A 26,523-nucleotide genomic window follows, 5' to 3' on the forward strand; every position below is an offset into this window, starting at 1 on the left:
CCCGGGTCACCGCGGCATAGCAGGCTCACAGGCCGCGCCGCGGTGGCAGTCCAGCACCTGCCGCCGCACTTCAGATGTGTCAGCAAACACAAACCCGCCGCAGGCCCCGGCCCGGATCACCAGCTCCTGCCCGCGCTGTTCAGCAAAGAACACCTGGTCCGCGCCCGGGGCCATGCCGCCGCACCAGGGGCCGAGGCATTCCACCTCAAGCACTGCCTGCACGTTGACACGGCTGGAAAAATATCTGCCGTCCAGCATCTTGCCCGAAAGCTGCGCCGGAATGCGGGTCAGCGGCGGCATGTCATTGGGATTGTCTGCATGTGACCTCGGCAGCAAGCTTTCGTCGAACCGCAGTTCGCCCGCGATGATGTTGTAAACGCTTTCCGACTTCGCGGCCTGCAGATAGGCGTCTGCAGGCCCCCAGGGCAGGCAGCTGAGAGCGGCGGCGGGGCTGGCAGACAGGACAGCCGAAACAACGGCAAACAGGGCAGCGCCGGTCCCGGCGGAGCGGACCGGATTAGACAGCAAGCGTTTCAATAACCGCATCTCATAAATACTCCCTGAATTCATCCACCACCCGCGCATAAACCTCGCGCTTGAACGGCACGATCTTTTCCACCAGCTGCGCAACAGGCTGCCAGCACCAAGCCGAGAATTCCGGATGCTCCGTCTCAATGTCGACCTGCTCATCCGTCCCCAGAAAGCGCATCAGATACCATTTCTGCTCCTGCCCCCGGTACTTGCCGCCCCAGAACTTCGGCACCACGTCATACGGCAGATCATAGGGCAGCCAGCCGTCGGATTCCGCGATGATCTCTACCAGCTCCGCCGCCACGCCGGTTTCTTCCTCCAGCTCGCGCAGAGCTGCTGCACGCGGGTCTTCGCCCGCATCGATTCCGCCCTGCGGCATCTGCCAGGCGTCCTTGTAGCGGTCCTTGCGCTGACCGACAAAGACAGCGCCATCGGCATTGATCAGCATCACCCCGACATTCGGACGGTAAGGCAGCTTGGCAATCTCTTCCGGCGTCATCCGGCTCTCCTCGAAATGCTTTGGCATGGACTTTAGACCGCTTGCCGCGGGGGCACGCAAGGGGGTGACGCGGCGTTTGCACGTGACAAGCTACCCTTCGCCCCTGATCCTAGGGGCAACTGCCAGGGAGAGTTTCAGATGACTGCGTACCCCAACATGCTTGCCCCGCTGGACTTGGGCTTTACCACACTGAAGAACCGGGTGCTGATGGGTTCGATGCACACCGGGCTGGAGGAAACCGGTGATTGGAACCGGGTGGCGGAATTCTATGCCGCCCGCGCCCGCGGCGGTGTGGCGCTGATGGTAACCGGCGGCATCGGCCCGAACCTGGAAGGTTCGGTTCTGCCCGGCGCCTCGATGATGACCTCCGCCACGGACGTTGAGAACCACCGCGTGATCACGGACCGGGTGCATGCGGCGGGCGGCAGGATCGCCATGCAGATCCTGCACGCGGGCCGCTATGCCTATGGGCCCAAGTGCGTCGGCCCAAGCCCGGTGAAATCTCCGATCTCCCCCTTCCCGCCGCATGAGCTGGACGAGGACGGCATCGAAAAGCAGATCGCCGACATCGTCAACGCCGCCCGCCGCGCGCAGGAAGCGGGCTATGACGGGGTCGAGATCATGGGGAGCGAGGGCTATTTCCTCAACCAGTTCCTGGTCACCCGCACCAACAAACGCACCGACCGCTGGGGCGGCTCTTACGAAAACCGGATGCGGCTGCCGATCGAGGTGGTGCGCCGCACCCGCGAGGCTGTGGGCCGCAAATTCATCATCATCTACCGCCTGTCGATGATCGACCTGGTGCCCGAGGGCTCCACCCACGACGAGGTCGTGCAGCTGGCACAGGAGGTCGAGAAGGCAGGCGCGACGATCCTCAACACCGGCATCGGCTGGCACGAGGCGCGCATCCCGACCATCGCAACCTCGGTGCCGCGGGCGGCCTTTGCCTGGGTCACGCAAAAGCTGATGGGCAAGGTCTCGATTCCGATCATCACCTCTAACCGCATCAACACGCCGGAGGTGGCCGAACAGGTGCTGGCCGAGGGCTGCGCCGATATGGTGTCGATGGCACGGCCGATGCTGGCGGATGCGGATTTCGTCGCCAAGGCCGAAGCCGGCCAGGCCAGCCATATCGCCCCCTGCATCGCCTGCAATCAGGCCTGTCTCGACCACACCTTCAGCGGCAAGCTCACTTCCTGCCTGGTCAACCCGCGCGCCTGTCATGAAACGGAACTGGTGATCGAACCCGCCGCCGCGGCCAAAACCGTGGCGATTGTGGGCGCCGGCCCTGCCGGGCTGGCCACCGCGCTGACCGCAGCGCAGCGCGGCCATAAGGTGACCCTGTTCGACCAGGCCGATGAGATCGGCGGCCAGCTCAACATGGCGAAACAGGTGCCGGGCAAGGAAGAATTCTGGGGGCTGGTGGACTGGTACCGCACCATGATCGCCGATGCCGGCGTCACGCTTGCACTGGGGCGCCGGGTGGCGGCGCAGGATCTGACCGGGTTTGACGAGATCGTTGTCGCTACCGGCGTCATCCCGCGCGATCCGGCCATTCCGGGCCAGGACGAGGCCAATGTTCTCAGCTACATTGATGTGCTGTGCCGCAAAAAGCCGGTTGGACAGCGGGTCGCGGTGATCGGCGCTGGCGGCATCGGCTTTGATGTCTCCGAATTCCTGCTGGAAGAGGGCCACAGCCCCGCCACCGATCTGCCCGCCTGGATGAAGGAATGGGGCGTCAGCGATCCTGCAGAGCACCGCGCGGGCCTTGCCCCTGAAGGCCCGCAGCCTGCCGCCCCTGCGCGCCGCGTGACACTCCTGCAGCGCAAGGCGGAGCGTCACGGCAAACGGCTGGGCAAGACCACCGGCTGGATTCACCGCGCCACGCTCAAGATGAAAGAAGTCGAGTTTCTGGGCGGCGTGAACTACGAACGCATCGATGCGGGCGGCCTGCACGTTTCCTTTGGCGAGGCGCGGGAGAATCCCACCTTGGTTGCCGCGGACACCATCGTACTATGCTCCGGCCAAGTCTCCGAACGCCGATTGGCGGATGATCTGGCAGAGCACGGCATCACCGCGCATGTGATCGGCGGCGCCGATGTGGCCGCGGAACTGGACGCCAAACGCGCCATCAACCAGGGCACCCGGCTGGCCGCGGCGCTATAACCGTGCCAGGGCCAGCTCCGGCCCGGCGCAGATTTCTCCAATGAATCTGGCGGCATGGCCGCAACCGCGCTAAGCATGGGGAAACGGATGCATATAAGGCCGCCCCATGCCGATCTCCGCCTACGACCTCTGGGCCGATGGCACCGCCCGCCCCGCCGCGGATCTGGCCGCGACCGGGCCGGGCCGCTACCGCTGGCTGCACTTCGACCTGGCTGACCCGGAGCTGGCCGAATGGTGCAAGACGCAGCTCCCCGGCATCCCGGGCCAGGCGCTGCTGCAAAGCGAAACCCGGCCCCGCTGCGATGTGTTCGAGGACGGTCTGATCCTGAACCTGCGCACGGTGAACCGCAATCCCGGCGCCAAAGCCGCGGAGATGCTGTCGCTCAGGATCTGGGTCACCAGCCGCACCATTGTCACCGTACGGCTGCGCAAGACCTTCGCGCTTGATGCGTTCCGTGCCGAATGCAGCACCGGCCGCGGCCCCGAATCGCCGGGTCAGTTCCTCTACCGCTTGATCAACGGGCTGGCCCTGCACACCCGCGACGTGGTGCTCGAGCTGACCGCCGCGACCGAGGCGCTGGAGGAGATGACCGAGGACGGCACCCTGCCCGCTGCCGAAGCACTCAAGGCACCGCGCCGCAACGTGCTGAAGCTGCACCGCTACCTGGAACCGCAGCGCGAAGCGCTGCTGAACTTGCAGGAATCCGGGGGGGCGCTGTTTTCGGAGGGCGAGCAGCTGCACCTGCGCGAGGCAGTGAACCTGTTCACCTTGGCGGCCGAAACGCTGGAGTCGCTGACCGGGCGGCTGGCGGTGCTGCGCGACCACACCGACGCCGAGCTGGCCCGGCAAATGGGCCGCAACAGCTATGCGCTGTCGGTAGTGGCGGCGCTGTTCCTGCCGCTAGGGTTCCTGACCGGCCTGTTCGGCGTGAATCTTGCCGGCATCCCCGGAGCAGAGTCGCCGCTGGCCTTTCCCATTCTCTGCCTCAGCCTGCTGGGGCTCGGTGCTGGCATGCTGCTGGTGATGCGCTGGCTCAGGCTGCTCTGACCGCTGGATGCCCGCGCCCCTGCCTAGCCGTGCAGTTTGCGGCTGCCGGCCGGTGCCTGACCGCGGTCCTCCATGCCGTAGTCGCGGACCACCCCGGCCACCCGCAGCCGGTAATCCGCGAAGATCCCGTTCCGGCCCCTGCCCTGCGCCGAGCGATGCTCTGTAACCTCGCGCCAGCGCTGCACCGCGGCCTCATCCCGCCAGAAGGACAGCGACAACAGCTTCTCCGGCGCGCTCAGGCTTTGGAACCGCTCAACCGAGATGAACCCGTCCACCTGTTCCAGCAGATCCCTCAGCGCGGCCGCGGTCTCCAGATAGGCCTCCTTCTGCCCCGGGGCAATCTGCACTTCGAATATCACGGCTATCATCTCCACCCCCTCAACCCGCCCCATGCGGCGCCGAAGCCAGCTTCAGCCAGGTCCGGTCCTCGCTCAGCAAGAACCGTTCCTTTTGCGCAAATTCATAGTTCTCCCGCCCCAAGGGATCCGCCGCCAGCCGGGCACGATAAGCTTCATACTCAGCAAGGCTTTCCACATTGTAGATACCATACGCCAGTGTCGACGACCCTTCATGCGGCGCATAATACCCGACCAGACCGGCTCCGCAGCGCGGGATTGCCTGGCCCCAGTTGCGGGCGTAGTGTTCGAACTGCGCCCTCTTGGCGGGGTCGATGCGGTAACGGATAATACAGGTCAGCATGGGAAGTCCTCAGTTTGTTCAGGACCTCTTCTCTAGCCCGCTCCATCACCTGGATGCTTCGATGCAGACCGAAACGTTACTCCACGGTGATGGTGATCAATTCTGAAACAACCGGAGTGACATGCGGCACGTGGCCTGCATCCCCAAGCACCAGTTGCAGCGTATGACGGCCCGGCGGCAGCTCCAGCGTTACCTCGGTCTGGCCGCCGCCGAAATGCAGATGGTTATCGTCCGACGGCAGGCCGAAGTTCAGCTCATCAGCGCCATCTTCGCCCTCCCCCAGCGGCGGCCGGTCGATCAGAAGATGATGGTGGCCGGTGAAATCCTTCTCAACCCCGGATGGGGCCACCCCCATGCCCGACAGGCCAAAAACCAGCGTGAGCGGAGACGACACCGAATCCCCATCCTGGATATTCGCAAAATAGACTTTGGCCTCCGGGTTCGAAGGGGTCCCCCCTCCGGCCCTGACCGGGTCCCAAGCCAGGACCGCCAGACAGACAGACAGCGCAGCGGCAATCAGAAGTTTCATTTTCGGTCCTCCAGCAGAACACTCAGCCAACAAACTATAGCTAGCGGCGAGCCGCCCTCCGGCAATCCCGCTGCCGTGAACAACCGCACTAAAACCTCTCAGCACGGTCTATGGCTGCCACCCGCTTGCTTGCAGCGCGGGGAGCGGAAGTGTTCAGCGGCATGGCAGAGGTGCCGGTCCTTTTGTCGATCTAAGCCCGGTGTGGTATTATCATGCCCATGGAGCAGATATTGCGCACCCCGTTTCTGACCGCGCTTGCAGAGGCTGAAACCGGGACTAAGCCGAAGCCGAAACCGCTGCGGGCGCCGCTGTTCATTCAGGACGCGGTAACCCCATGGGCGAGCAGCACCATGCTGCTGGCCCTGTGGCGGCTGCAGGAAACCGGGGACCGCGGCAGCTAGTGCCCAAGCCCGCTGCTGCTTCTTTCTGGTTGAAAGTATTCCGGGGGTGCGGGGGCCGGCCCCCGCAGACACCCTGACAGATCACCCGTAGGTCGGGTGGAATTTCCCGGCCGGCGACAGGGTGAAAATATCGGCCCCGTCTGCAGTTACCCCGATCGAATGCTCAAACTGCGCCGACAGCGACTTGTCGCGGGTGACGGCAGTCCATTCGTCGGCCAGAATCTTGGTCTCCGGGCGGCCCAGGTTGATCATCGGCTCAATGGTGAAGAACATGCCTTCCTCCAGCACCGGGCCGGTCCCGGGCCGGCCATAGTGCAGCACGTTCGGCGGCGCGTGGAACACCTGGCCAAGGCCATGGCCGCAGAAATCGCGCACCACGCTCATCCGCTGGCTTTCGGCATAAACCTGAATCGCATGGCCGATGTCGCCAAAGGTATTGCCGGGCTTCGCCGCCTCGATCCCCACCATCAGCGAATCATGGGTGACCTGAATCAGCCGCTCGGCTTTCCGCGGCAGCTTTCCTGCCACAAACATCCGCGAGGTGTCGCCGAACCAGCCGTCGACAATCACAGTCACGTCGATATTCAGAATGTCGCCATCCTTCAGCTTTTTGTCGCCGGGGATGCCGTGGCAAACCACATGGTTGACCGAGATGCAGCTGGCGTGCTGATAGCCCTTGTAGCCGATGGTTGCGGACTTAGCGCCGGCATCCTCGACCTTTTGGGTGATCAGGCGGTCGATCTCGCCGGTTGTCTGGCCCGGGAACACATGCGCGGCGATCTCATCCAGAATACGCGCCGCCAAGGCACCCGCCTTGTGCATGCCGGCAAAATCGCCGGCTTCATGAATGCGGATGCCGTCCTTGGTTGTGCGGCCGTCTTTCGATCTCATCAGGCGGAGCTCCATCGGGTGTTGTCCCGTAGCTATCTAAGGCGTCTTGGCCAAAAGGGCCAGAGCCAGCAGCGGAGGCCTCTTGGAACTTTTTCAACCGTACTGCGTTGGGCCGGGTGTGCGGCAACAGCACAAGCCAGGAGGGACGCAGCAGAATGGATAGTATCAGCAATTTGATGAAAACCGAGATCTACGGTGGAAAGTCATTGGCCGATTTGGTGACGCTGGAATTTCTGGCGCAAGCATTGGGAAGCGTTCTGGCCGCGACGGTCATTCTGCTGGCAGGTTTCATTGTTGCGCGCTGGGTCAAGGGCCGGATCGTGTCACTGGGCGATAGCCATGCCAAGCTTGACCCGACCCTGTTTCATTTCCTCGGCAACCTTGCGCGCTATGTCATCCTCGCCTTTGCCGTGCTGTTTGTGCTGAATACATTCGGGATCAAGACCACGTCGATCGTGGCGGCCATCGGCGCCGCCGGCCTGGCGATCGGCCTGGCCATGCAGGGTGCGCTTTCGAATGTGGCGGCGGGGGTGATGCTCATCCTGTTCCGACCGTTCAAGCTGGGCGATTTTATCGAGGTGAATGGCGAGATGGGCACAGTCAAAGACATCAATCTGAACAACACGGTGATTGCCAGCCTCAGCAATTTGAAGGTGATCGTTCCCAATTCCGAGGTTTGGGGCAACACCATCACCAATTACTCAGCCTTCGACACCCGCCGGGCGGAATGGACCTTCGGGGTCGGCTATGGCGCCGATCTGGCCACTGCCGAAAGGGTGATCCGCGACACCATCATGGCCGACAGCCGTTCGCACAGCGACCCGGAACCCTTTGTGCAGGTCAATGCGCTCAACAGCAGTTCGGTGGATTTTCTGGTGCGCGTCTGGGTCGATGCGGCGGAATATTTTCAGTATCAGGCCGACATGAAGCGCAAGGTCAAAGAGGCGCTGGATGCGGCAGGGGTTGATATTCCCTTCCCGACCCGCACGCTGGTTCACACCGATCCTGCCAGTCAGGAAGACGAGGTCGGCAAGGCCGCCTGACATCCTTGCCGGCGCCGCTACCCCACTGCGGCAATGGCTGCGCCGGCCTCGACCCCCTGCGGCGTGATCCTGGTGCCCAGCACCAGCCGCTCCACCCCCGCGGCCTGTGCTCTGGCAAAGGCTGCTGCATAGGCCGGGTCGATATCTGCGGCCAGCCGGAACCGGTCGCAGTCGGTGCGCTGCACCAGGTAGAGCATCACCGCCCGGTGGCCCTGGGCTACCATATTTGCCAGTTCCCCAAGGTGCTTGGTGCCGCGGGCGGTGACGCTGTCGGGGAATTCCGCCAGGCCCGGTTCCCGCGACAGCGTCACGCTTTTCACTTCGACATAGCAATCCGGCAGGCCGTCTTGCTGTAACAGGAAGTCGACGCGGCTTTTTTCGCCGTATTTCACCTCCGGCCGCACGGTTTTGTAGGCCGCGAGTCCGGCAACCTCACCCGCCTCCAGCGCGGCGCGCAGGGCGCGGTTGGGAACCGAGGTATCAACACCGGTGAAATGCCCGTCTGCGTGCTCAACCAGCCGCCAGCCATACTTCAGCTTTTTCTTCAGGTCGTCGTTCGGCTCCAGCCATATCCTCATACCCGGCTCCGCCAGGCCCATCATACTGCCGGGATTGGCGCAATGGGCGGTGACCTCCCGCCCGTCCTCCAGCCTGCAATCGGCAAGGAACCTTTTGTAGCGGCGGATCAGCACGGCGGGGATCAGAGGGGTTTCAAAGCGCATGGGCTTAGGCCTATATCTGCGTGAGTGAGGTATCAAGGGAGGAAGACCATGGTGAATCCAACGGCTGCCATGCTGGTCATCGGGGATGAAATCCTGTCGGGCCGGACCCGCGATGCCAATATGCATTATCTGGCGGGTGAGCTTGCCAAACACGGCATCGACCTGCGCGAAGTCCGCATGGTCAGCGATGACGAAGCCGCGATCATCGGCGCGGTGCAGGTGCTATCGGCCGCATATGACCATGTGTTCACCAGCGGCGGCATCGGGCCGACGCATGACGACATCACTGCAGACTGCATCGCCAAGGCGTTTGACGCGCATCTGGGTGTCCGCGATGACGCCCGCGCGATCCTGCAGGCGCATTACGACACCCAAGGGCTGGAAATGAACGAGGACCGCCTGCGGATGGCACGTATTCCGGAGGGCGCCGCGCTGATAGAAAACCCGGTCTCGGCCGCGCCGGGGTTCACCCTTGGCAACGTGCATGTGATGGCCGGGGTGCCGCTGATCTTTCAGTCGATGGTGGCCAGCGTGATGCCGACGCTGACCGGCGGCCAGCCGGTGCTGTCGCAAACCCTGCGGGTGTTCCGCGGCGAGGGCGAAATTGCCGGGCCGCTGCGTGTGCTGGCAGAGGCTTATGCGGATCTGTCGGTGGGCTGTTACCCGTTTCAAAAGGACGGTGCCTTTGGCGCCAATATCGTGATCCGCGGCACCGATGGTGCGCGGATTGATGCGGCCATGACAGAACTGGCAAAGGAGCTGGAGCAGTGACCACCGATCCCCGTTACTATGCCCTGACCGAGGCAACTTGGCCGCCTGCCTCCACCCGCAGCCTGGGCCCCGTGACCCTGCGCGACGGCCAGGGCGGCGGCAGCCGGGTATCGGCGGCGACGGTGCACGGCACGGCCTCGGACGCGGTGATTGCCGCAGCCGAAGATGCAATGCGCGCGATGGGCCAGGACTGCCTGTTCATGATCCGCGATGGCGAGACGGATCTGGACGCACAGCTGGAGGCGCGCAGCTATGCGGTCAAGGATCCGGTCAACCTGTGGACCTGCCCGGCAGAGCGTTTGACGGACATCCCGGTGCCGCGGGTTACCGCCTTTTGCGTCTGGGAGCCGCTGGCGATCCAGCGCGAGATCTGGCAGCAGGGCGGCATAGGGCCAGAGCGTTTGGCGGTGATGCAGCGGGTGCAGGGGCCGAAGACAGGACTTTTGGCGCGTCACAAGGATAAACCTGCCGGTGCCGGGTTTGTTGCCATTCACGACAGTGCGGCGATGATCCACGCACTGGAAATCCTGCCGCATCAGCGCCGCTGCGGCATGGGCGCCTGGATGATGCGCCAGGCAGCGTTTTGGGCTCTTGAAAACAGCGCAACTGAGCTGGCAGTTCTTTGCACCAAACGTAACGAGGGCGCCAACGGGCTTTATGCTTCCCTCGGCATGGAATGCACCGGACAGTACCACTACCGGATTTTACAGGAAGGTCATTGAACAATGACGGATCAGACCCCGCCCACAGCCCTGGATCTGCCGATGGCCGACCCGCTGCCGCCCGAAACGCAGAAATATTTTGACATCTGTGTCGAGAAGCTGGGATTTGTGCCCAACGTGCTCAAGGCCAATGCTTTTGATATCGAAAAGCTGAACGCCTTTACCGCCATGTACAATGACCTGATGCTGGCGGACAGCGGCCTCAGCAAGCTGGAGCGGGAGATGATCGCGGTTGTGGTCTCGGCGATCAACCGGTGTTTCTACTGCCTGGTGGCGCATGGCGCAGCAGTGCGCCAGCTGTCCGGCGATCCGGCTCTGGGTGAAATGCTGATAATGAACTACCGGGTCGCACCTTTGGAGGCGCGCCAGCGCGCGATGCTGGATTTTGCAGCCAAAATGACCACTGCCAGCGCGGAGATCGCGGAGGCGGACCGTCAGGGCTTACGGGATGCAGGCTTCAGCGACCGGGACATCTGGGACATTGCCAATGTTGCGGGCTTTTTCAACATGTCCAACCGGGTGGCCAGCGCCACTGCCATGGTTCCCAACCCGGAATACCACAGCCAGTGCCGCTAAGACGTTTGATTTCCGCAGCCGCGGTGATACTGCTTCCGGCTCTACCTGTTGCGGCTGAAATCACCCTGCCAGCCGGCGCGTCTGCTGTTTCTGAACGGATCACGGCGCTCGGTGTCTACCAGCTGCCGATCGGGCCCGAAGAGGCGGACAAAGTCCCCTCGCGCCGGTTCGAGGGGCAGATTCAGCGCCGCACCTGGCGGGTCGAGGGAAACAGCACCGTGCTGCAGATCCTGGCGCCGTTGCGGGACCAGTTGCAGGCCGCCGGTTTTGAGGTGCTGCTGGACTGTGCCGCACGCGATTGCGGCGGCTTCGGCTTCCGCTTCGGGATCGAAGTAGTGCCGTCGCCGGACATGATGGTGGATATCTCCAGCTATCACTTCCTGTCCGCCGCCAAAGGGGATGAAGCGGTCTCGCTGCTGGTGTCGCGCGCAGGCGGCGCGGCCTTTGTGCAGATGATCACAGTGCACCCGTCGGGACCTGCAGCAACGGCAACAGCAGTGGTGAAACCTGCCGCCGGGGCGCCCGGCACGGTGCGGCCGGTGGAACTGGCCAAGCTGCTGGAGCTGCGCGGCCACGCCGTTCTGACGGATCTGGAGTTTCAAAGCGGCTCCACCCGGCTGCAGGACGGCACCTATGCCAGCCTGCGCGAACTTGCAGATTATCTGGCCGCCAATCCGCAATACCGGCTGCTGCTAGTGGGCCATACCGACACTGTGGGCTCGCTGGAGCAGAACACCGGCATCTCCGAACGCCGGGCGCAGTCGGTGAAGGACCGTTTGGTTGGGGAACTGGGCGCGGATGCGGGACGGATCGCGGTCGCCGGCGCCGGCTTTCTGGCCCCGCTTGCCAGCAATCTGATACCCGAAGGGCGCGAGGCAAACCGGCGGGTTGAGGCGGTGCTGCTGGGCGATTGACGCCGGACCGGCGTATGGTGCCTGATCGCCCCAATCCGCCTGCATTCCCTGCGGCTGGGAACCTTGGGGCCGGCATTCACGTTACCATCCAGACGGGATGCTACGCGTTCGTCCGGATCAATGGCGGTGCATCCGCCGGGATCAGGTGCCGGCCGGCCCCGGAACACAGACGCACAAGACTTGGGAGACTGGCATGTCATCGACAGATGTGATCGACGGCCCGGACGTGGCCCGTGAAAAAAGCCAAGGCGCGGAAAAGTCCGCCTCGCTCTACCGCATGGCGATGCCAGGCCACCTGTGCCCCTTCGGCCTGAAGTCGAAGTCGATGCTGGAGCGCAAAGGCTACACGGTCGATGACAACCTGCTGGAAACCCGCGATCAGGTGAACGCTTTCAAGAAAGCGCATGGTGTCGAGATGACGCCGGTCACCTATATCGGCGGGGACCGGATCGGGGGCTATACCGACCTGAAACGGCATTTCGGCTACCGGGTGCTTGGCAAGGACGAGACGACCTATACGCCCGTGATCGCGATCTTCGCCTCGACCGCGCTTATGGCGCTGGCCATCGTGCTGAACCTCCATGACGGCTTTCCGGTCCTGACCTGGCCGAAATGGTTCTTTGCGCTGTCGATGGCCGCGCTGGCGATCCAGAAGCTGCAGGATGTCGAAAGCTTCGTGAACGGATTTCTGGGCTATGACCTGCTGGCCCGCCGTTTCGTGCCCTATGGCTATGCCTACCCGTTTGCCGAGCTGTACACGGGCGTTGGAATGATGGCTCTGATCGGCACCGGAAGCTGGCTCATCTGGCTGGTGGCGCCGGTCGGGATCATCATCGGCACCATCGGCGCAATCAGTGTCATCAAGGCGGTCTACATTGACCGGCGTGAATTGACCTGTGCTTGCGTCGGGGGCGGCTCAAACGTTCCGCTCGGCTTTATCTCTCTGACCGAGAACCTCGTGATGCTTGGCATGGGTGTCTGGATGCTTGCCGCGCAGATCGCGGGCTGACGCGATCCGCGCGCCCGGCCGGCTTTCACGCAAAAAAAGCCCCCGCATCCGGTGCGGGGGCAAGTCTTCAAGGGATGTCTTAGTCCGGTTTTCCGCAGAGCCGGCTCAGGCTTTCCATTCCGACGGGTCGCGGTCGGCAAAGGCCTGCACCAGAAAATCGATAAAGGCCCGGACTTTGGGCTGGGTGAATTTCCCGGGCGGGTAGACGGCATAGATGCCCTGGGTTTCCACTGGCAGGCTGGGCATGACGTCTTCGACCAGCCCTTCTTCCAGTGCCTCGGAGTAGAGGTAGCTGGGCAGGTAGGCGATGCCGAGACCGGAGATCGCCGCGTTCAGCAGCGATTGCCCGTCATTCACCGACAGCCAGCCCGAGGTACGCACCTGGCGTTTCTCCCCCGACGGCGCGGTAATCTTCCAGACATTGCCGCTGGACTGGCTGGAGTAGTGCAGCAGCTTGTGGGTGTTCAATTCATCAATTTTCTGCGGGCGGCCGTATTTCTCCAGATAGGCGGGAGAGGCGATCATCCGTTTGGACGTCTCGGTCAGCTTGCGGGCACGCAGGGAGCTGTCTTCCAGCTCGCCGATCCGCAACGCCATGTCGAACCCTTCGGAGATCAGCTCCACATAGCGGTTGTTCAGCACCATGTTGACTGTGATGTCCGGGAAATCCTGCAGAAACTCCGACAGCACCGGTGACAGGTGATTGACGCCAAAATCGGTGGCGACCGAAATCCTGAGCAGACCCGAGGGGGCGGATTGCATCGAGGTGACCAGCGCATCCGCTTCGCCTGCATCATTCAGCACCCGGCGGGCGCGGTCGTAATAGGCGAGGCCGATCTCGGTCGGGGACACCCGGCGGGTGGTGCGGTTCAAAAGCCGCGCGCCAAGCCGGGTTTCCAGGCTTGAAACATGTTTGGAGACTGCGGACTTCGAGATCCCCATCTTGCGTGCCGCATCGGTGAAACCGCCCTGGTCCACCACGTTGGCAAAGGCCTCCATCTCGGTCAGTCGGTCCATTTTCACCCATCCTCGTGTATCCGTGTCGCCCCCAGTGTTGCCGGTGAAATCGGGCAAGATCGGGGCAAGGGTGGGATAATTGCGAGGTTTTGCGGGGATCGTATTCGCTGTGGAAACGGCTGGAGGTCTGGCAATCCTGCCAATGGCCCGCAGCTGTGAAGCGCCGAAGGACTGTGGCCCGTACAGGGAAACAGCGCCGGACCAGCGGCCGTGAACCGCGTGGAAAGACCGCTGTTTTTCACTACATTTCAAGGACTTGCAGAAAGATGCCTCAGTCGGATTTCCACATCAGCGAAATATGGGTATCGCCGTATTTGCGGCTGTCTTGCAGCTCGAACCCTTCCGGCGCGGCGATCGGCGCGCTTTCTTCCCAGATAACCAGCGCGTCTTCTGCCACCCATCCGCCGGCGACAGCGGCGGCCAGGGCCTTTTCCCCCAGCCCCTTGCCATAGGGCGGATCAAGGAAGATCAGATCAAACGGCGCGGCCGGGTTCGCTCCCAGCTTCAGCGCGTCGCGGCGGATCAGGGTGCAGCGGTCTTCGGCGCGGCAGATGGTGATGTTCTTGCGGATCAAACCGCTGGACACGCGCCCGTCATCCACGAATACGGCCTCGGCCGCACCGCGTGACAGCGCCTCCAGCCCCAATGCGCCGGTGCCCGCAAACAGGTCCAGGACCCGGGCGCCGGAGACGGCGCCGGTGTGCATCAGCACGTTGAACAGGCTTTCGCGCACCCGGTCGGTGGTGGGGCGCAGATGGGCGCCTGCATCGCCCTTGCCCACCGCGGCCAAGGCGCGACCGCGGAAGTCTCCTGCGATGATCCTCACGCTTTCAGCAGCGGCTTCAGATCGGCAGCGGGGTCAGCGGCCACCGCTTTATCCGCTGTTTTGCCCATATCGATCAGGCGTTTGCCCACCATATAGGCGCGCGGGTCGTTCATCGCGTCGACCGCCACTAGCTGATCACCCCTGTAATACCAGAACGAAACCTGGCTCCCCTCGCCCTGGCGGGTGACCACATTGTCATAGCCGGTATTCAGGCCGGCGATCTGCAGTTTGACGTCATACTGATCGGACCAGAACCAGGGTGTGGCAATATACTCTTTGTCCGCACCCAGCATGTTCTGCGCCACCACTTCGGCCTGGTCGATGGCGTTCGGCACGCTTTCCAGGCGGATGCGCTTGCCCTGAAACGGGAAAGAGGCGCAATCTCCCGCCGACCAGATCGCGGCGTCCGAAGTGCGGCCCTTGGCGTCAGCCTTGATGCCGTTCTCCAGCTCCAGCCCGGCCATTTCCGCCAGCTGCGACGACGGGGTGATGCCGACGCCGACCACCACAAAGTCCACCTCAACGGTTTCGCCGCCGCTCAGCACCGCGCGGGTCACCTTGCCGCCCTCGCCTTCCAGCCGCTCCAGGCCAACGCCTTCGCGGATGTCCACGCCGTGGGAGGCATGCAAGCTGCGAAAGAAATCCGAGGTCTCAGGCGCCGCAACACGCTGCAGGATACGGTCGGCCATCTCGACCAGCGTCACTTGCACGCCGCGCTTGGCGCAGACCGCGGCCGCCTCCAGCCCGATGTAGCCGCCGCCCACGATCAGCGCGCGCTTGCCCGCGGTCACATGCGGCGCCATCGCGTCCACGTCGGTCAATCCGCGCACCACATAGACGCCGTCCAGATCGCCGCCGATCGCCGCCGACAGGCGGCGCGGGTCGGAACCGGTGGTCAGCGCCAGCTGGTCGTACGGGATCACCTCTTCGCCCAGTGACACCGTCCTGGCCGCCGGATCAATCGCAGTGACCCGCCGCCCCAGCTTCAGGGTGATGTTGTTTTCCGCGTAAAAACTTTCAGGCCGCAGGAACAGCCGTTCCAGCTCCATCTCGCCCAGCAGATAGGCCTTGGACAATGGCGGGCGCTGATACGGCAGCGTCTCCTCGGCTCCGATCAGGGTAATTTCGCCGTCAAACCCGTCCTTGCGCAGCTTTGCCACCAGCGAAGATCCCGCCTGCCCTGCTCCAATCACGACGATGTGGGACATCTCTGCTTGCCTCCCGCAATAGTTCCCGTCACGCTTTCACCGGACCCTATATACCCGGGGCCCCAAAACGCAATCATGAGAAAGAGGAACGCGCGATGATTTCTGTTGGAGACCAACTGCCGGACGCGACACTGACGGTCATCGGAGAAAACGGCCCCGAGCAGGTGCAGCTGTCAGACAAATTGAAGGGGCGGAAAATCGTGCTGTTCGCGGTTCCCGGCGCCTTTACCAGCACCTGCCATTCGGCCCATGTGCCCAGTTTCATCCGCACCAAGGATCAGTTCGCAGCCAAGGGCGTCGAGGAAATCATCTGCCTGGCAGGCAATGATCCGTTTGTGATGAATATCTGGGGCGAAAACACCGGTGCGACCGAGGCCGGGATCACCATGCTGTCCGATGCCGAATGCACCCTGACCGAGGCTATCGGCATGCGCTTGGACGTGCCCTCAGCCGGTCTGATCGGCCGTTCGCTGCGCTATGCGATGCTGGTTGAAGACGGTGAAGTGAAAGTTCTCAACAAGGAAGAAAACCCCGGCCAATGCGAGCTTTCCGCCGGCGAAGGCTTGCTGGAGTCAATGGGCTGAACCCAGATCCGGCTGCGGCTGCCTGGCCCGGCAGCCGCAGGACAATCCCTTAATAACAGGACAATCCCTTAATAATCGGTAAAAAATAAGGTCAGCATACCTGCCGGAATGTTTCGCGCGCGAAACATTTGGACAGAATTGCTGACCTTTCTGTCAGGGAGCCAGATCAAGTCTGCGGTTCGCCAAACAGCCCGTCCATCTTGCGCGCCAGCTTGGCATCCAACGCACTGATCCCGTCCACATCATGAGTGGTCAGCACCACTGTCACCCGGTTGTAGACATTGCTCCACTCGGGGTGATGGTTCCATTTTTCGGCCCAGATCGCGGCGCGGGTCATCCAGCCGAAAGCATCGGCGAAATTGCTGAACTTAAAGGTCTTGGTGATGGCATCCCGGCCCTCGACCATTTCCCAGCCGGTGGCAAACAGCGGCTCCAGCAGCGGGCCGCGAGTGGCATCGGACAGTTTTTCCGTCATTCTTGCTCCTCCACATGTGCTTTGCGGAACGGGCCGTAATCGGTCAGGATTTCGATTTCTTCCTCGGTGGCGGCCCGTTCAGCCTCGAGGTAGCGTTCAACGGCCCCGGCAAACCCGGGATCGCCGATCCAGTGCAAACTGTGCGTCTCGCACGGCAGATAGCCGCGCGCCAGCTTGTGTTCACCCTGCGCGCCGGCTTCGGCCCGGTCAAGCCCCAGGGCGATGGCCAGCTCTATGGCCTGATAATAGCACAGCTCGAAATGCAGGCAGGGGTGATGCTCGACACATCCCCAATAGCGCCCGTAAAGCGTTTCACGGCCTATGAAATTCAAGGCACCGGCAACATAGCGCCCGTTGCGCTCCGCGAGAATCAGCGCCATGTCCCGCGCCATCGTGCCATGGGCGATATCGAAGAACTGCCGCGTCAGATAAGGCGCACCCCATTTGCGCGCGCCAGTGTCCTGATAAAACTCCCAGAAGGCATCCCAATGCTCGGGCCGCAGGCTGTCGCCCTGGTAAACCCGGATATCGCCGCCGAAACATTGCGCCTGCATCCGCTCCTTGCGGATATTCTTGCGCTTGCGCGAGGACAGCGCCCGCATGAAGGCTTCGAAATCGCTGTAGCCGTCGTTGCGCCAGTGAAACTGCTGGGTACAGCGGCGCATCAGCCCCATCTCTTCGCCCATCCGCGCCTCGTCCTGCGTGCAGAAGGTCACATGCAGCGAGGACAGGTTATTGTCGGCCGCCATCTGCACCGCTCCCTGCACCAGTGCCGAATGGCCGATACCGTCAAAGCCGGGACGCACCAGAAACCGCCGCCCGGTGGCCGGTGTAAAGGGCACCGCGATCTGCAGCTTGGGATAATAATGCCCGCCTGCCTGTTCATAGGCCTGCGCCCAGTTGTGGTCGAAGATATACTCGCCCTGGCTGTGCCCCTTGGCATATAGCGGCGCGCAGGCGATCAGCCGCCCATCCTGAAACGCCGTCAGATACTGCGGCTGCCAGCCTGTGCCCGGCCCGACCGAACCGCTCGCCTCAAGCGCGCTCAGGAACCGGTGGGTGGTGAAAGGATCCAGCGGACGGGTGCCGTCTGCCGCCTCGGGGCAGGCACAGGCATCCCAGTCCTCAGCCGCGATCTGCGACAGTGAGGCCAGCACCCGGATTTCGATTTTAGCCTGCGTCATGCAATTCCTCCGCACCGCATCAAAGATGTGGGGTCTGCGCTTGCCTGATCAAGGTGTTAGCGGCGAGAGGTACTGTTCAAACGTCACATTGTCGGCAAAGACGCGCGCCGCGGTTTCCTCTGCCGCAGAGGTCACAGTCCAGCACAGCACAGGCACCCCGTCGTTGCGCAGCGCCTGCACCCGCGGCCGGGGCAGATCGGCGGCTTCGTGGCTGATAAAGCTTGCACCTGTACGCGCGAAATCCGGGATGCCGCGCAGATCGTCGCAAACCGCTTTCGGCAGCTCCGGCCATTCCGACGGATCATAGGCGCTGGTGGTGATGCCGCGGGCAATATCCGGCGCCAGCTGGGCCAGCTCCGCGACTGAATTGGGATTGAAAGACATCACCGCCACCGGACCGCCGTAACCCTTCAGCGCCGCGGCCGTGGCCCGCTCCAGCCCGCCATCGGTGAGGCCCATCTGCCCGTGCTGGTCCTTCAATTCGATCAGCAGCGGCACCTTTCCTGCAACCAGATCCAGCACTTCGGGCAGATCCGGAATACCTTCGCCATCACCGTCTTTCAGCGGGATTGCCTGCAGGTCGCTGCGGGTCCGCGCGCGGACCGGACCGGAGGCATCCGCCAGCCGGTCCAGATCACTGTCATGAAAGACCATGGCACAGCCGTCGCTGGACAGCTGCAGGTCAATCTCAATCCCATAGCCGGCCGCCATCGCTGCACGGATGGCCGCGCGGCTGTTTTCCGGGCGCCCGCCGGCCGCATCATGCAGCGCACGATGGGCCAGCGGAACAGTCAGGATGGCGGCAGGCAGGGCGGGTTTCATTTAATCTGGAAGACCCCGTCGATTTCAACTGCAGCGCCAAGCGGCAGTGACACCGACCCAACAGCCGCCCGGGCATGACGGCCCGCATCCCCAAGAACTTCGACCATAAAGTCAGAAGCTCCGTTCACCACAAACGGCTGACCGGTGAAATCAGGTGCCGAATTCACAAAGGCGCCCAGTTTGACCACGCGGACCAGCCGGTCCAGATCGCCGCCGCAGGCCGCTTTGAGCTGGGCCAGCAGCGCAATCGCCGAGCGCCTTGCTGCGGCCTGACCCGCCTCAACATCCATATCAATGCCCAGTTTACCAGCGATCACACCGTTTTCATCGGCGGAAACCTGGCCCGAGATATAGACCATGTCGCCTGCGACAACATAAGGCACATAGTTGGCCACCGGGGCCGGTGCGTCGGGCAGGGTCACGCCCAGTTCTTTCAGTTTTGCTTCAATGCTCATGGCCGGTTTCCTTCCAAGTCTTTGCTGGCCGGGACGCTACCCGGAGCGGCGGAGATCGGAAAGAGGAAATGCGCAGCGCTGGCACGGCTTTGCGCCAGCCCGGCACAACCCCAGCGGAAACGCCGGGATATCCCGTCTCCCAGTAAGGGAGGCGGTCAGGGAAAATCGCATTTTCAGATCCGAAAATCGGGCTGGTTTCCGGCTTCGCTCAGCTTTCGCGGAAGGCCTTGTTGAAATAATCGGCCAGCGGCTTGACCAGATAGGCCAGCGGCGAGCGCTCGGCGGTGCGGATGTAGCTTTCCACCGGCATCCCCGGGATCAGCACCGTGCCCGCTGGCAGGCGACCGCGCTCGCCGGGATTGAGCTCGATCTCGGCCCGGTAATAGGAAACCCCGCTGCTCTGGTCTTCGAAGGCATCCGCCGAGACCTGGGTGACATGGCCGAACAGCTCCGGCGTCGAGCGCTGGTCCAGCGCCGAGAACCGCAGCGTCACCTCCTGGCCGGTGTAGAGCTGGTCGATATCGGTCGGCGCCACCTGCGCCGCAATCACCAGCGGCCGGTCCTGCGGCACCAGGTACAAAACCGGATCGGCCGGCCGGATCACCGAGCGCGGCGTCTGCACCTGCAGCCCGTAGACAATGCCGGAGACCGGCGCGGTGATCTCCAGCCGCGCCAGCCGCCCTTGCAGCGAGCGGCGGTTTTCGGCCAGCTCCAGTTCCTGGTAGCGCAGGTCGCGCAACCGGCTGATCGCCTCCTCGCGGCGGCTGGTGGCCAGCTTCAGGATCTCGATGTCGATCTCGGTGATACGCCCCTCGGACTGCGCTTCCGAGGCCACCAGCTCGCCCAGCCGCCCCTGCAGATCGGCTTGCGTCCGGCGCAGGTTCAGCACCGTCGCCGCCTGCGCCAACCCGCGGTCCAAGAGCGACTGCTGGTTCTCCAGCTCCTCGCCGATCAGCTCCAGCTGCACATTCATCGAGGTCTGCTGCGCCTTGACGCCGCGGATCTGCTCCTGGATCTGGGTGCGGCGCTTCTCCAGCTGCTCGATCTCGCGAGCGGTGGTGTCGTTGCGGGCCTCGAACAGGCGGCGCTGGCCCTGCACCAGATCGCTGACATCCGGCAGACGCTCCGCCGCCTCCAGAAGTTCCGGCTCAAAGCGGATCGCGGCGGCGGTGTCGCGCTCGGCTTCCAGCCGGCCGCGGCGCGCCATCAGCTCGAACAGCTGGCCCTCGGTGATCACCAGCTGCGAGGTCAGCTCATTGGCATCCAGCCGGATCAGCGTGTCGCCTTCGGCCACCGTGTCGCCCTCCTCGACAAGGATCTCGGCAACGATGCCGCCATCCAGATGCTGCACGATCTGGCGGTTTCGGTCGACCTCGATGCGGCCCGTCGCCACCACCGCGCCGGAAATCGACGACAGCACCGACCAGGAGCCGAAGCCGCCGACCAGCACCAGCAGCGCCAGGAGGCCGATGATCAGCGGCCGCCGCGCCGGCCAGTTGCTTTGCCCGTTCATCGCACGCCTCCTGTGCCAGTGGCCTGGCGGATGTTCTGGTGGTTGGCGACCATTTCCTGCAGCACCTTGTCCTTGGGGCCGAAGGCGGTCTGCGTGCCCTTGTCGATCACCAGCAGCATGTCGCATTCCTGGATCGCCGCCGGGCGGTGCGCCATGATCAGCACCGAGCGGCCCTCGGCCTTGATCTGCTTGATCGCCTGGTTCAAGGCAATCGAGCCCTCGTTGTCGAGGTTGGAGTTCGGCTCGTCGAGGATCACAATCACCGGATCGGCATAGAGCGCGCGGGCCAGGCCGACCCGCTGCATCTGGCCGCCCGACAGCCGGCCGCCGGTGGCGGTGACCTTGGTGTCATAGCCGTCGGGCAGCTTCAGGATCATCTCATGGGCGGCGGCCTTGCGCGCGGCTTCCACCACTTTTTCGGCATCCGGCTGCTGCTGCAGGCGGGCGATGTTCTGGGCAATGGTGCCGTCAAACACCTGCACCCGCTGCGGCAAATAGCCGATGTGGCCGCCCAGCACATCCGGCGCGTATTGATCCAGCGCCGCCCCGTCCAGCCGCACCGAGCCGGCCGCCGGCGCCCAGACCCCGGTCAGCGCCCGCGCCAGGGTCGATTTGCCCGAGCCCGACGGCCCGATCACCCCGATCGCCTGGCCCGGCTGCACCCGGAAGCTGACGTTGCGGAGCAGCGGCGTCTTGCTGCCCGGCGGCACCACCGCCAACCCCTGCACCTCCAGGAGCGCCTTGGGTTTCGGCAGCGCTGTGCGCGCGTCTTCCTCCGGCACCTTGCTCAGCAGCTCGGCCAGGCTGTGCCAGCCCTTCAGCGCCCGCTGCACCATCGCCCATTGGCCCAGGCCCAGCTCGATCGGCGCCAGCGCCCGGCCCATCAGGATCGAGCCGGCGATCATCGCCCCCGGCGTCACCTCGCCCTGCAGCACCAGATAGGCGCCCAAGCCCAGCATCGCCGACTGCAGAAACAGCCGCAGCGTCTTGGTCAGCGTGGTGAAGCCGCCGCCGGTGTCATTGGCCGTCACACTGTCTGTGAGGGCGGCATCGCGGGCCAGCTTCCAGCGCTGGAACGAGGCACCGCGCATGCCCATCGACTGGATCATCTCGGCCTCGTTGCGGATCTCCTCGGACATCAGATTGGCCTTGTGGCCGGTCATGCCGGCCTTCTGCTGCGGCAGCCGGGTGAACATCTGGTTGAGGATGGCAATCATCACCAGCACCGCACCGCCCGCCAGCGCCAGCAGACCCAGCCAGGGGTGGAACAGGGCGATGCCGGCCAGAAACACCGGGGTCCAGGGCAGGTCGAAGGCGGCGGTCAGCACCGGCGAGGAGATCAGCCGCTGCACCGCTTCCAGATCCTGCAGCCCGGTCTGCGCCGCCGGATCCTGCGCCACTGCCGAACGGCGGATCATCGCATCAAACACCCGGTGGTCCAGCGCCGCCTGCAGCCGCGCCCCGACCCGCGCCATGATCCGGCCGCGGGCGTAGTCCAGCAGCCCCATCATGCCGTAGAGGAACACCACCAGCAAAGACAGCGCCAAAAGCGTCGCCTCCGAGCGGCTGCCCAGCACCCGGTCATAGACCTGCATCATATACAAAGGCCCGGTCAGCATCAGCAGGTTCACAAAAAAGCTGAAGATCCCGGTGAACCAGTAAAGCCCCCGGCTCTGCCGCCGCACAGATCGCAGCTCATCGTAACCGCTCTTATAAATGCTTTTATTCATGGTCAGTCTGCAATAGAAGTTCCCGGGCCATCGGCCGTGCCTGAGATAGTATCAGAACAGACACAAGCCGGTGAATAAATGTAATTGCACTGGAAATAGGCTGAGGAACCGTTATTTGCCCTGCCAGCCGTCTGTTCCAGCATCAATTGGACACTTAACCGAATGCCTTTTCTTTTGCGACCGCTGAAATTTTTATCTGCGCTGATTTTGGCCGGTGTCGCGGCCGGCTGTGCAACGCAGGATCCGGTTGCTCGGGCTTCGGGCGAGGTCTTTGACCCCTATGAGCGGACCAACCGCGGGATTCATGCCTTTAACCGCGGCGTTGACCGGCTGGCCTTCCGACCTGCCTCCAAAGGCTATGTGGCAATCGTGCCGGCGCCGATGGTGACCAGTTTCTCGCATTTCGCCGAGAACCTGTCGATGCCGGGCCAGATGATCAATGCGCTGTTGCAGGGCGATCTGAAACTGGCCGGCAACGCATTTTCGCGGTTTGTGATCAACTCCACCGTCGGCTTTGCCGGGCTTGCCGATCCGGCCAGCGAATTCAATGTGCCTGCAGTCGACACCGATTTCGGCGAGACATTGCACACCTGGGGCGTCGGCGAAGGCGCCTATGTCGAACTGCCCCTGCTGGGCCCCTCCACCAGCCGCGATGCCGTTGGGGTCGCCGTCGATTTCTTCACCAACCCGCTGGGTTACGCCGAGCAGAATACTGCCGACAATATCACTATTTACGCTGAGATCGTGCGCCGCATGGGCGATCGTGGCAATTATTCCGATACGATCGACTCGATTCTCTACGAGAGCGCCGACAGCTATGCGCAATCGCGCCTGATCTACCTGCAGAACCGCAGGTTCCAGCTGGGGGATGGAGAGGAGATCCAGGAGATTGATCCGTTCGAACTGAACACTGAAGGATTCTGATAATGGACCGCCGCAAATTTCTGATGGGCGCTGGCGCCATGCTGGCTGCCGCACCGCAAGCCCTGTGGGCGCTGACCGAGAACCGCGCCAGCACGCTGATCAACAGCCTGGTTGGCGATATCAACCGGGTGATCGATTCCGGCAAGGGCGAGAACGCAATGTTCCGCGAGTTCGAGCGGATCTTCCAGCGCTACAGCGACACCTCCTATATCGCGGCCTACGCGCTGGGGGTGGACGGGCGCCGGGCGTCTTCGTCCCAGAAAAAGGCCTTTTCCAAGGCATTCCAGGGCTATATCTCGCGCAAATACGGCAAGCGCTTCCGCGAATTCATCGGCGGCAAGCTGGAAGTCAAAGACGTCAAAAAGGTTAAGAAATGGTATGAGGTGAGCACCATTGCCTACCTCAAAGGCCAGTCGCCGTTTGAAGTGACCTTCCTGGTGTCGGACCGCTCAGGCCGGGATCTGTTCTTCAACATGTTCATCGAAGGCGTGAATCTGCTGCTGACCGAACGCACCGAGATCGGCGCCATCCTGGACAGCAATAAAGGCGACATCGACGCGCTGATAGCCGAGCTGAAGCGGCTGAGCTGAGCTCACGCCTCAGCGGATTTCGGAACAGGCTCCCTGCGGGGGGCCTTTTTCTTTGCGGCTGACGTTCCGGCATTTGCCTTGAACCGCAAAAGCTCCCGCCCGTCGCCGCAGCATCCTGGATGCTGCGCTCCCGTTGGGCCTGGCGCCCTGCCCGGCGGGCAGGGCGCGCGCGGCACCGCCAGGTGCGCGCCGGACCCAACTGGCGATGGTCCCCTTGGGACCTTAAGACAGGCGGGAGCCCCCGTTTTCCTGACTGGTCAGTTGCCGAGAATGTCGCGCAGGATGTTGTCCACCGCGCGGCCCAGTTCCTTGCCCAATTGCGGCCCCTGGCGGCGGCGGCGCTCGCGGCGGGTTTGCTGCGGTGGCGGGGCGATCGGCGCAGGTTCCAGCATCGGCAGCGGTTTGGGGGTGAGGCCGTCATGCACCCGCACCATGGTCTCGCGCCAGATCTCGGCCGGCAGGCCGCCGCCGGTCACTCCTGAAAGCGGTGTGTTGTCATCATAGCCCATCCACACCCCCGCCACATACTCTGCGGTAAACCCGATGAACCAGGCGTCCTTGGCCGCAGATGTCGTTCCCGACTTGCCTGCCGCCTGCCAGCCCGGGATCTGCGCCCGCCTGCCGGTGCCGCCGGCAATCACTTTCTCCATCATCCAGACCAGCTGCTGCGCCGCTTCTGGGCGGATCACCCGCTCGCCGATGCCGCCGCTGGCGCCCATCAGCGCGTCGCTGTCATTCACCAGTTTCAACTCAGACACACCGTAAGGTGTCACCGAAGAGCCGCCATTGAGGATCCCGGCATAGGCACCGGTCATTTCCAGCAGACTGCTTTCCGAAGCGCCCAGCGCCAGCGCAGGTCCGGCCGCGAGGTCGCTGTCGATTCCGAAATCGCGCGCCACACGGCTCACCTTGTCGCGGCCCACTGCTTCGGAAATCTTGACCGCCGGCACGTTGAGCGAATCCCGCAGCGCCCGCGCCAGGGTCACCTCGCCATAGAACTTGCGGGTGTAATTTTCCGGGCACCATTGACCGGATCCGGGAATTTTCATGCAGTATTTTGCGTCCAGCACCCGGTCGTAGGGCGAATACCCCAGTTCCAGCGCCGTGGCATAGACAAAAGGCTTGAAGGCCGATCCGGTCTGCCGTTTGGCCTGGGTTGCACGGTTGAAAACGCCGTTGACCCGTGTCTTGCGTCCGCCCACCAACGCGCGCACCGCGCCATCGGCGCTCATCACCACAATGGCGGCCTGCGCCTTGGAGCCCGGGCGGACCTTGTTCTCAAAGATGTAGTTCAGCGCTTCCTCAGCCGCGCCCTGCAGGCGCTGATCGAGGGTCGAGCGGATCACAACATCCTCCGTCGTCTGATCGCCCAGGAAATCGGGGATGGTATCCATTACCCAATCGGCAAAATACCCCCCTGCCCGTGCCGCCGCGGCTTCGCTCAGCACTGCCGGGGCGTTCTGGTTCTGCTGCATCTCGGCGGTGGTCAGGTAGCCCTGTTCCTGCATCAGCCGCAGCACGGTGGCGGCGCGGTCCTGCGAGCGCTTGAGGTTATTGGTCGGCGCCAGCGACGACGGCGCCGTCAGCAGACCCGCCAGCATTGCGCCCTCAGCCGGGTTCAGCTGGTTCGCCGATTTGCCGAAATACCGCTGCGCCGCAGCTTCGGCGCCATAGGCACCGCCGCCCATATAGGCGCGGTTCATATAGATCGAAAGGATTTCGTCCTTGGTGTATTTGGCTTCCATCGCCAGGGCAAAGATCGCCTCGGTGCCCTTGCGCCACAGCGACCCCTTGCGGCAGTCGGCCTCATAAGCGCTTTCGCTCTTCCACTCGGCAGGATCGTAGACCCGGCCCAGGCACAGCAGCTTGGCGGTCTGCTGGGTGATGGTAGAGCCGCCATGGCCCGACAGAGGCCCGCGGCCTTCGCGCAGGTTGATGCGGATGGCGCTGGCCACGCCGCGCGGGGAAATGCCGAAGTGGCGGTAGAACCGCTTGTCCTCGGTCGCGACAACCGCGTTTTTCAGGTGCGGCGAAACCGTATCAGCGCGGATGACCCCGCCGAACTGATCGCCGCGCCAGGCAAAAACCTCGCCCTTGCGGTCCAGCAGGGTGACCGACCCGCGCGCACGTCCGTCCAGATAGGCCGAAACCTCAGGCAGCTTGGCATATTGCAGCGCCACCGCCAGGCCGACCAGCAGGCAGACCACCATGCCGATGCGCCAGGTGAAGCCCCAAACCAGCCGGAACGCCCAGACAAAGGGCGCCAGCAAGAGACCGATGAAACCGCGTTTCTTCGGCGCCGGTTTCGCCCGTGCCTTCTTACGCGCAAACAGGCCGAACAGGCCGGTCTTCCTGGGCTTGGCCTTGCGTGCAGGCTTCTTGCGCGCAGGCTTCTTCGCGGCGGAGGGCTTGCCCTTGCCGCCTGCGGAATAGCGTTTTTCTGCCACCAGAGGCTTGCGCCCGGATCCTTGTGCCATCGTCATGTCCTGCCCGGATTGCCCGTTTGCCGGGACAATACCCTGCCCGCCCCGGTTTGTAGAGGGGGCAGAATCCGGAGCTTTCCCCCTTTGCCAGATGGCCGTTTTTTAAGCGAAGCCGGGCAAAGGCGCAAAATTATTGTGCGCACGCAGAAAGACACGCGGAAACTTGCTGGCTTTGGGCTTTGCACAGCTCG

General features: G+C 63.4%; 29 protein-coding genes. 12 read left to right on the top strand and 17 right to left on the bottom strand.

Going from position 1 to position 26,523, the window contains the following annotated elements:
* Nucleotides 1-6: 6 nt before the first annotated feature.
* Nucleotides 7-546 (bottom strand): hypothetical protein, encoded by a 540-nt coding sequence (locus tag METH_RS14370; protein WP_245602896.1) that lies wholly within the window; start codon nt 544-546, stop codon nt 7-9.
* A gap of 1 nt (nt 547) precedes the next feature.
* Nucleotides 548-1,030, bottom strand: a complete 483-nt coding sequence (locus METH_RS14375) for an RNA pyrophosphohydrolase (protein WP_024091200.1) — start codon at nt 1,028-1,030, stop codon at nt 548-550.
* Between the two features lie 138 nt (nt 1,031-1,168).
* Here METH_RS14375 and METH_RS14380 point away from each other — a divergent pair, with 138 nt between their 5' ends.
* Nucleotides 1,169-3,196 carry an NADPH-dependent 2,4-dienoyl-CoA reductase gene (locus METH_RS14380; protein WP_024091201.1) on the top strand — a complete coding sequence of 676 codons (2,028 nt, stop codon included), beginning with the start codon at nt 1,169-1,171 and terminating at the stop codon, nt 3,194-3,196.
* A 106-nt stretch (nt 3,197-3,302) separates the two neighbouring features.
* Nucleotides 3,303-4,244 (top strand): CorA family divalent cation transporter, encoded by a 942-nt coding sequence (locus tag METH_RS14385; RefSeq protein WP_024091202.1) that lies wholly within the window; start codon nt 3,303-3,305, stop codon nt 4,242-4,244.
* 23 nt (nt 4,245-4,267) lie between these two features.
* Here the strand turns inward: METH_RS14385 and METH_RS14390 are convergent, their stop codons facing one another.
* From METH_RS14390 to METH_RS14400, 3 genes are all read right to left on the bottom strand, one after another.
* Nucleotides 4,268-4,612, bottom strand: coding sequence for an antibiotic biosynthesis monooxygenase family protein (locus METH_RS14390; protein ID WP_024091203.1), 345 nt, complete (start codon nt 4,610-4,612; stop codon nt 4,268-4,270).
* A 10-nt stretch (nt 4,613-4,622) separates the two neighbouring features.
* Entirely contained in the window at nt 4,623-4,943 is a 321-nt protein-coding gene (locus METH_RS14395; RefSeq protein WP_024091204.1) for an NIPSNAP family protein, read from the bottom strand.
* A gap of 76 nt (nt 4,944-5,019) precedes the next feature.
* The gene (locus tag METH_RS14400; protein ID WP_024091205.1) at nt 5,020-5,472 is read right to left on the bottom strand and encodes a DUF4399 domain-containing protein; all 453 of its coding nucleotides are present in this window, start codon (nt 5,470-5,472) and stop codon (nt 5,020-5,022) included.
* A 218-nt stretch (nt 5,473-5,690) separates the two neighbouring features.
* Here METH_RS14400 and METH_RS14405 point away from each other — a divergent pair, with 218 nt between their 5' ends.
* Entirely contained in the window at nt 5,691-5,873 is a 183-nt protein-coding gene (locus METH_RS14405; RefSeq protein ID WP_024091206.1) for a hypothetical protein, read from the top strand.
* An 81-nt stretch (nt 5,874-5,954) separates the two neighbouring features.
* Here the strand turns inward: METH_RS14405 and map are convergent, their stop codons facing one another.
* Nucleotides 5,955-6,764, bottom strand: a complete 810-nt coding sequence (map, locus tag METH_RS14410) for a type I methionyl aminopeptidase (RefSeq protein WP_024091207.1) — start codon at nt 6,762-6,764, stop codon at nt 5,955-5,957.
* A gap of 155 nt (nt 6,765-6,919) precedes the next feature.
* Between map and METH_RS14415 the strand changes: the two genes are divergently transcribed.
* On the top strand, nt 6,920-7,807 hold the full coding sequence (locus tag METH_RS14415) for a mechanosensitive ion channel family protein (protein ID WP_024091208.1): 888 nt from the start codon (nt 6,920-6,922) through the stop codon (nt 7,805-7,807).
* Between the two features lie 17 nt (nt 7,808-7,824).
* Here METH_RS14415 and sfsA read toward each other — a convergent pair whose 3' ends face one another.
* Complete coding sequence (gene sfsA, locus METH_RS14420; RefSeq protein ID WP_024091209.1) at nt 7,825-8,529, bottom strand: DNA/RNA nuclease SfsA; 705 nt, start codon at nt 8,527-8,529, stop codon at nt 7,825-7,827.
* Between the two features lie 48 nt (nt 8,530-8,577).
* Between sfsA and METH_RS14425 the strand changes: the two genes are divergently transcribed.
* The 5 genes from METH_RS14425 to METH_RS14445 all read left to right on the top strand — a co-directional run bounded on the left by METH_RS14425 (nt 8,578) and on the right by METH_RS14445 (nt 12,521).
* Nucleotides 8,578-9,300 (top strand): competence/damage-inducible protein A, encoded by a 723-nt coding sequence (locus METH_RS14425; protein WP_024091210.1) that lies wholly within the window; start codon nt 8,578-8,580, stop codon nt 9,298-9,300.
* Nucleotides 9,297-10,022 carry a GNAT family N-acetyltransferase gene (locus tag METH_RS14430; protein ID WP_024091211.1) on the top strand — a complete coding sequence of 242 codons (726 nt, stop codon included), beginning with the start codon at nt 9,297-9,299 and terminating at the stop codon, nt 10,020-10,022. The genes METH_RS14425 and METH_RS14430 overlap by 4 nt, the downstream gene beginning before the upstream one ends.
* A gap of 3 nt (nt 10,023-10,025) precedes the next feature.
* Complete coding sequence (locus tag METH_RS14435; protein WP_024091212.1) at nt 10,026-10,598, top strand: peroxidase-related enzyme; 573 nt, start codon at nt 10,026-10,028, stop codon at nt 10,596-10,598.
* A 23-nt stretch (nt 10,599-10,621) separates the two neighbouring features.
* Nucleotides 10,622-11,512, top strand: coding sequence for an OmpA family protein (locus METH_RS14440; RefSeq protein WP_245602897.1), 891 nt, complete (start codon nt 10,622-10,624; stop codon nt 11,510-11,512).
* 193 nt (nt 11,513-11,705) lie between these two features.
* The gene (locus tag METH_RS14445) at nt 11,706-12,521 is read left to right on the top strand and encodes a MauE/DoxX family redox-associated membrane protein (RefSeq protein WP_156927497.1); all 816 of its coding nucleotides are present in this window, start codon (nt 11,706-11,708) and stop codon (nt 12,519-12,521) included.
* A gap of 105 nt (nt 12,522-12,626) precedes the next feature.
* Here the strand turns inward: METH_RS14445 and METH_RS14450 are convergent, their stop codons facing one another.
* The 3 genes from METH_RS14450 to METH_RS14460 form a co-directional block, all read right to left on the bottom strand.
* Nucleotides 12,627-13,538, bottom strand: coding sequence for a LysR family transcriptional regulator (locus METH_RS14450; protein ID WP_024091215.1), 912 nt, complete (start codon nt 13,536-13,538; stop codon nt 12,627-12,629).
* 271 nt (nt 13,539-13,809) lie between these two features.
* Nucleotides 13,810-14,364, bottom strand: a complete 555-nt coding sequence (gene rsmD, locus METH_RS14455; RefSeq protein WP_024091216.1) for a 16S rRNA (guanine(966)-N(2))-methyltransferase RsmD — start codon at nt 14,362-14,364, stop codon at nt 13,810-13,812.
* Nucleotides 14,361-15,572, bottom strand: coding sequence for an NAD(P)/FAD-dependent oxidoreductase (locus METH_RS14460; RefSeq protein WP_024091217.1), 1,212 nt, complete (start codon nt 15,570-15,572; stop codon nt 14,361-14,363). Before METH_RS14460 ends, rsmD begins: the two co-directional genes overlap by 4 nt.
* A 95-nt stretch (nt 15,573-15,667) precedes the next feature.
* On the opposite strand from METH_RS14460, the gene METH_RS14465 reads away from it, so the two are divergent.
* Nucleotides 15,668-16,156 carry a peroxiredoxin gene (locus tag METH_RS14465; RefSeq protein WP_024091218.1) on the top strand — a complete coding sequence of 163 codons (489 nt, stop codon included), beginning with the start codon at nt 15,668-15,670 and terminating at the stop codon, nt 16,154-16,156.
* Nucleotides 16,157-16,322: 166 nt separating this feature from the next.
* On the opposite strand, the gene METH_RS14470 is transcribed toward METH_RS14465, so the two are convergent.
* The 6 genes from METH_RS14470 to METH_RS14495 form a co-directional block, all read right to left on the bottom strand.
* Nucleotides 16,323-16,631, bottom strand: coding sequence for a 4a-hydroxytetrahydrobiopterin dehydratase (locus METH_RS14470; protein WP_024091219.1), 309 nt, complete (start codon nt 16,629-16,631; stop codon nt 16,323-16,325).
* Nucleotides 16,628-17,815, bottom strand: a complete 1,188-nt coding sequence (locus METH_RS14475; protein ID WP_024091220.1) for a GNAT family N-acetyltransferase — start codon at nt 17,813-17,815, stop codon at nt 16,628-16,630. Before METH_RS14475 ends, METH_RS14470 begins: the two co-directional genes overlap by 4 nt.
* A 48-nt stretch (nt 17,816-17,863) precedes the next feature.
* Nucleotides 17,864-18,637 carry a glycerophosphodiester phosphodiesterase family protein gene (locus METH_RS14480; protein WP_024091221.1) on the bottom strand — a complete coding sequence of 258 codons (774 nt, stop codon included), beginning with the start codon at nt 18,635-18,637 and terminating at the stop codon, nt 17,864-17,866.
* Complete coding sequence (locus METH_RS14485) at nt 18,634-19,092, bottom strand: RidA family protein (RefSeq protein WP_024091222.1); 459 nt, start codon at nt 19,090-19,092, stop codon at nt 18,634-18,636. Before METH_RS14485 ends, METH_RS14480 begins: the two co-directional genes overlap by 4 nt.
* Nucleotides 19,093-19,300: 208 nt before the next feature.
* Nucleotides 19,301-20,605, bottom strand: a complete 1,305-nt coding sequence (locus METH_RS14490; protein WP_024091223.1) for an HlyD family type I secretion periplasmic adaptor subunit — start codon at nt 20,603-20,605, stop codon at nt 19,301-19,303.
* Nucleotides 20,602-22,335: a type I secretion system permease/ATPase gene (locus tag METH_RS14495; RefSeq protein ID WP_024091224.1), complete on the bottom strand. Its 1,734-nt coding sequence runs from the start codon at nt 22,333-22,335 to the stop codon at nt 20,602-20,604. Before METH_RS14495 ends, METH_RS14490 begins: the two co-directional genes overlap by 4 nt.
* A 162-nt stretch (nt 22,336-22,497) precedes the next feature.
* Here METH_RS14495 and METH_RS14500 point away from each other — a divergent pair, with 162 nt between their 5' ends.
* Both METH_RS14500 and METH_RS14505 read left to right on the top strand, forming a co-directional pair.
* Nucleotides 22,498-23,259, top strand: a complete 762-nt coding sequence (locus tag METH_RS14500) for an MlaA family lipoprotein (RefSeq protein WP_024091225.1) — start codon at nt 22,498-22,500, stop codon at nt 23,257-23,259.
* A 2-nt stretch (nt 23,260-23,261) separates the two neighbouring features.
* The gene (locus tag METH_RS14505; protein WP_024091226.1) at nt 23,262-23,849 is read left to right on the top strand and encodes an MlaC/ttg2D family ABC transporter substrate-binding protein; all 588 of its coding nucleotides are present in this window, start codon (nt 23,262-23,264) and stop codon (nt 23,847-23,849) included.
* A gap of 257 nt (nt 23,850-24,106) precedes the next feature.
* On the opposite strand, the gene METH_RS14510 is transcribed toward METH_RS14505, so the two are convergent.
* Nucleotides 24,107-26,326 carry a transglycosylase domain-containing protein gene (locus tag METH_RS14510; RefSeq protein WP_024091227.1) on the bottom strand — a complete coding sequence of 740 codons (2,220 nt, stop codon included), beginning with the start codon at nt 26,324-26,326 and terminating at the stop codon, nt 24,107-24,109.
* Nucleotides 26,327-26,523 lie beyond the last annotated feature (197 nt).

The sequence above is a fragment of the Leisingera methylohalidivorans DSM 14336 genome, from assembly GCF_000511355.1.
GTDB classification, from domain to species: Bacteria; Pseudomonadota; Alphaproteobacteria; order Rhodobacterales; family Rhodobacteraceae; genus Leisingera; species Leisingera methylohalidivorans.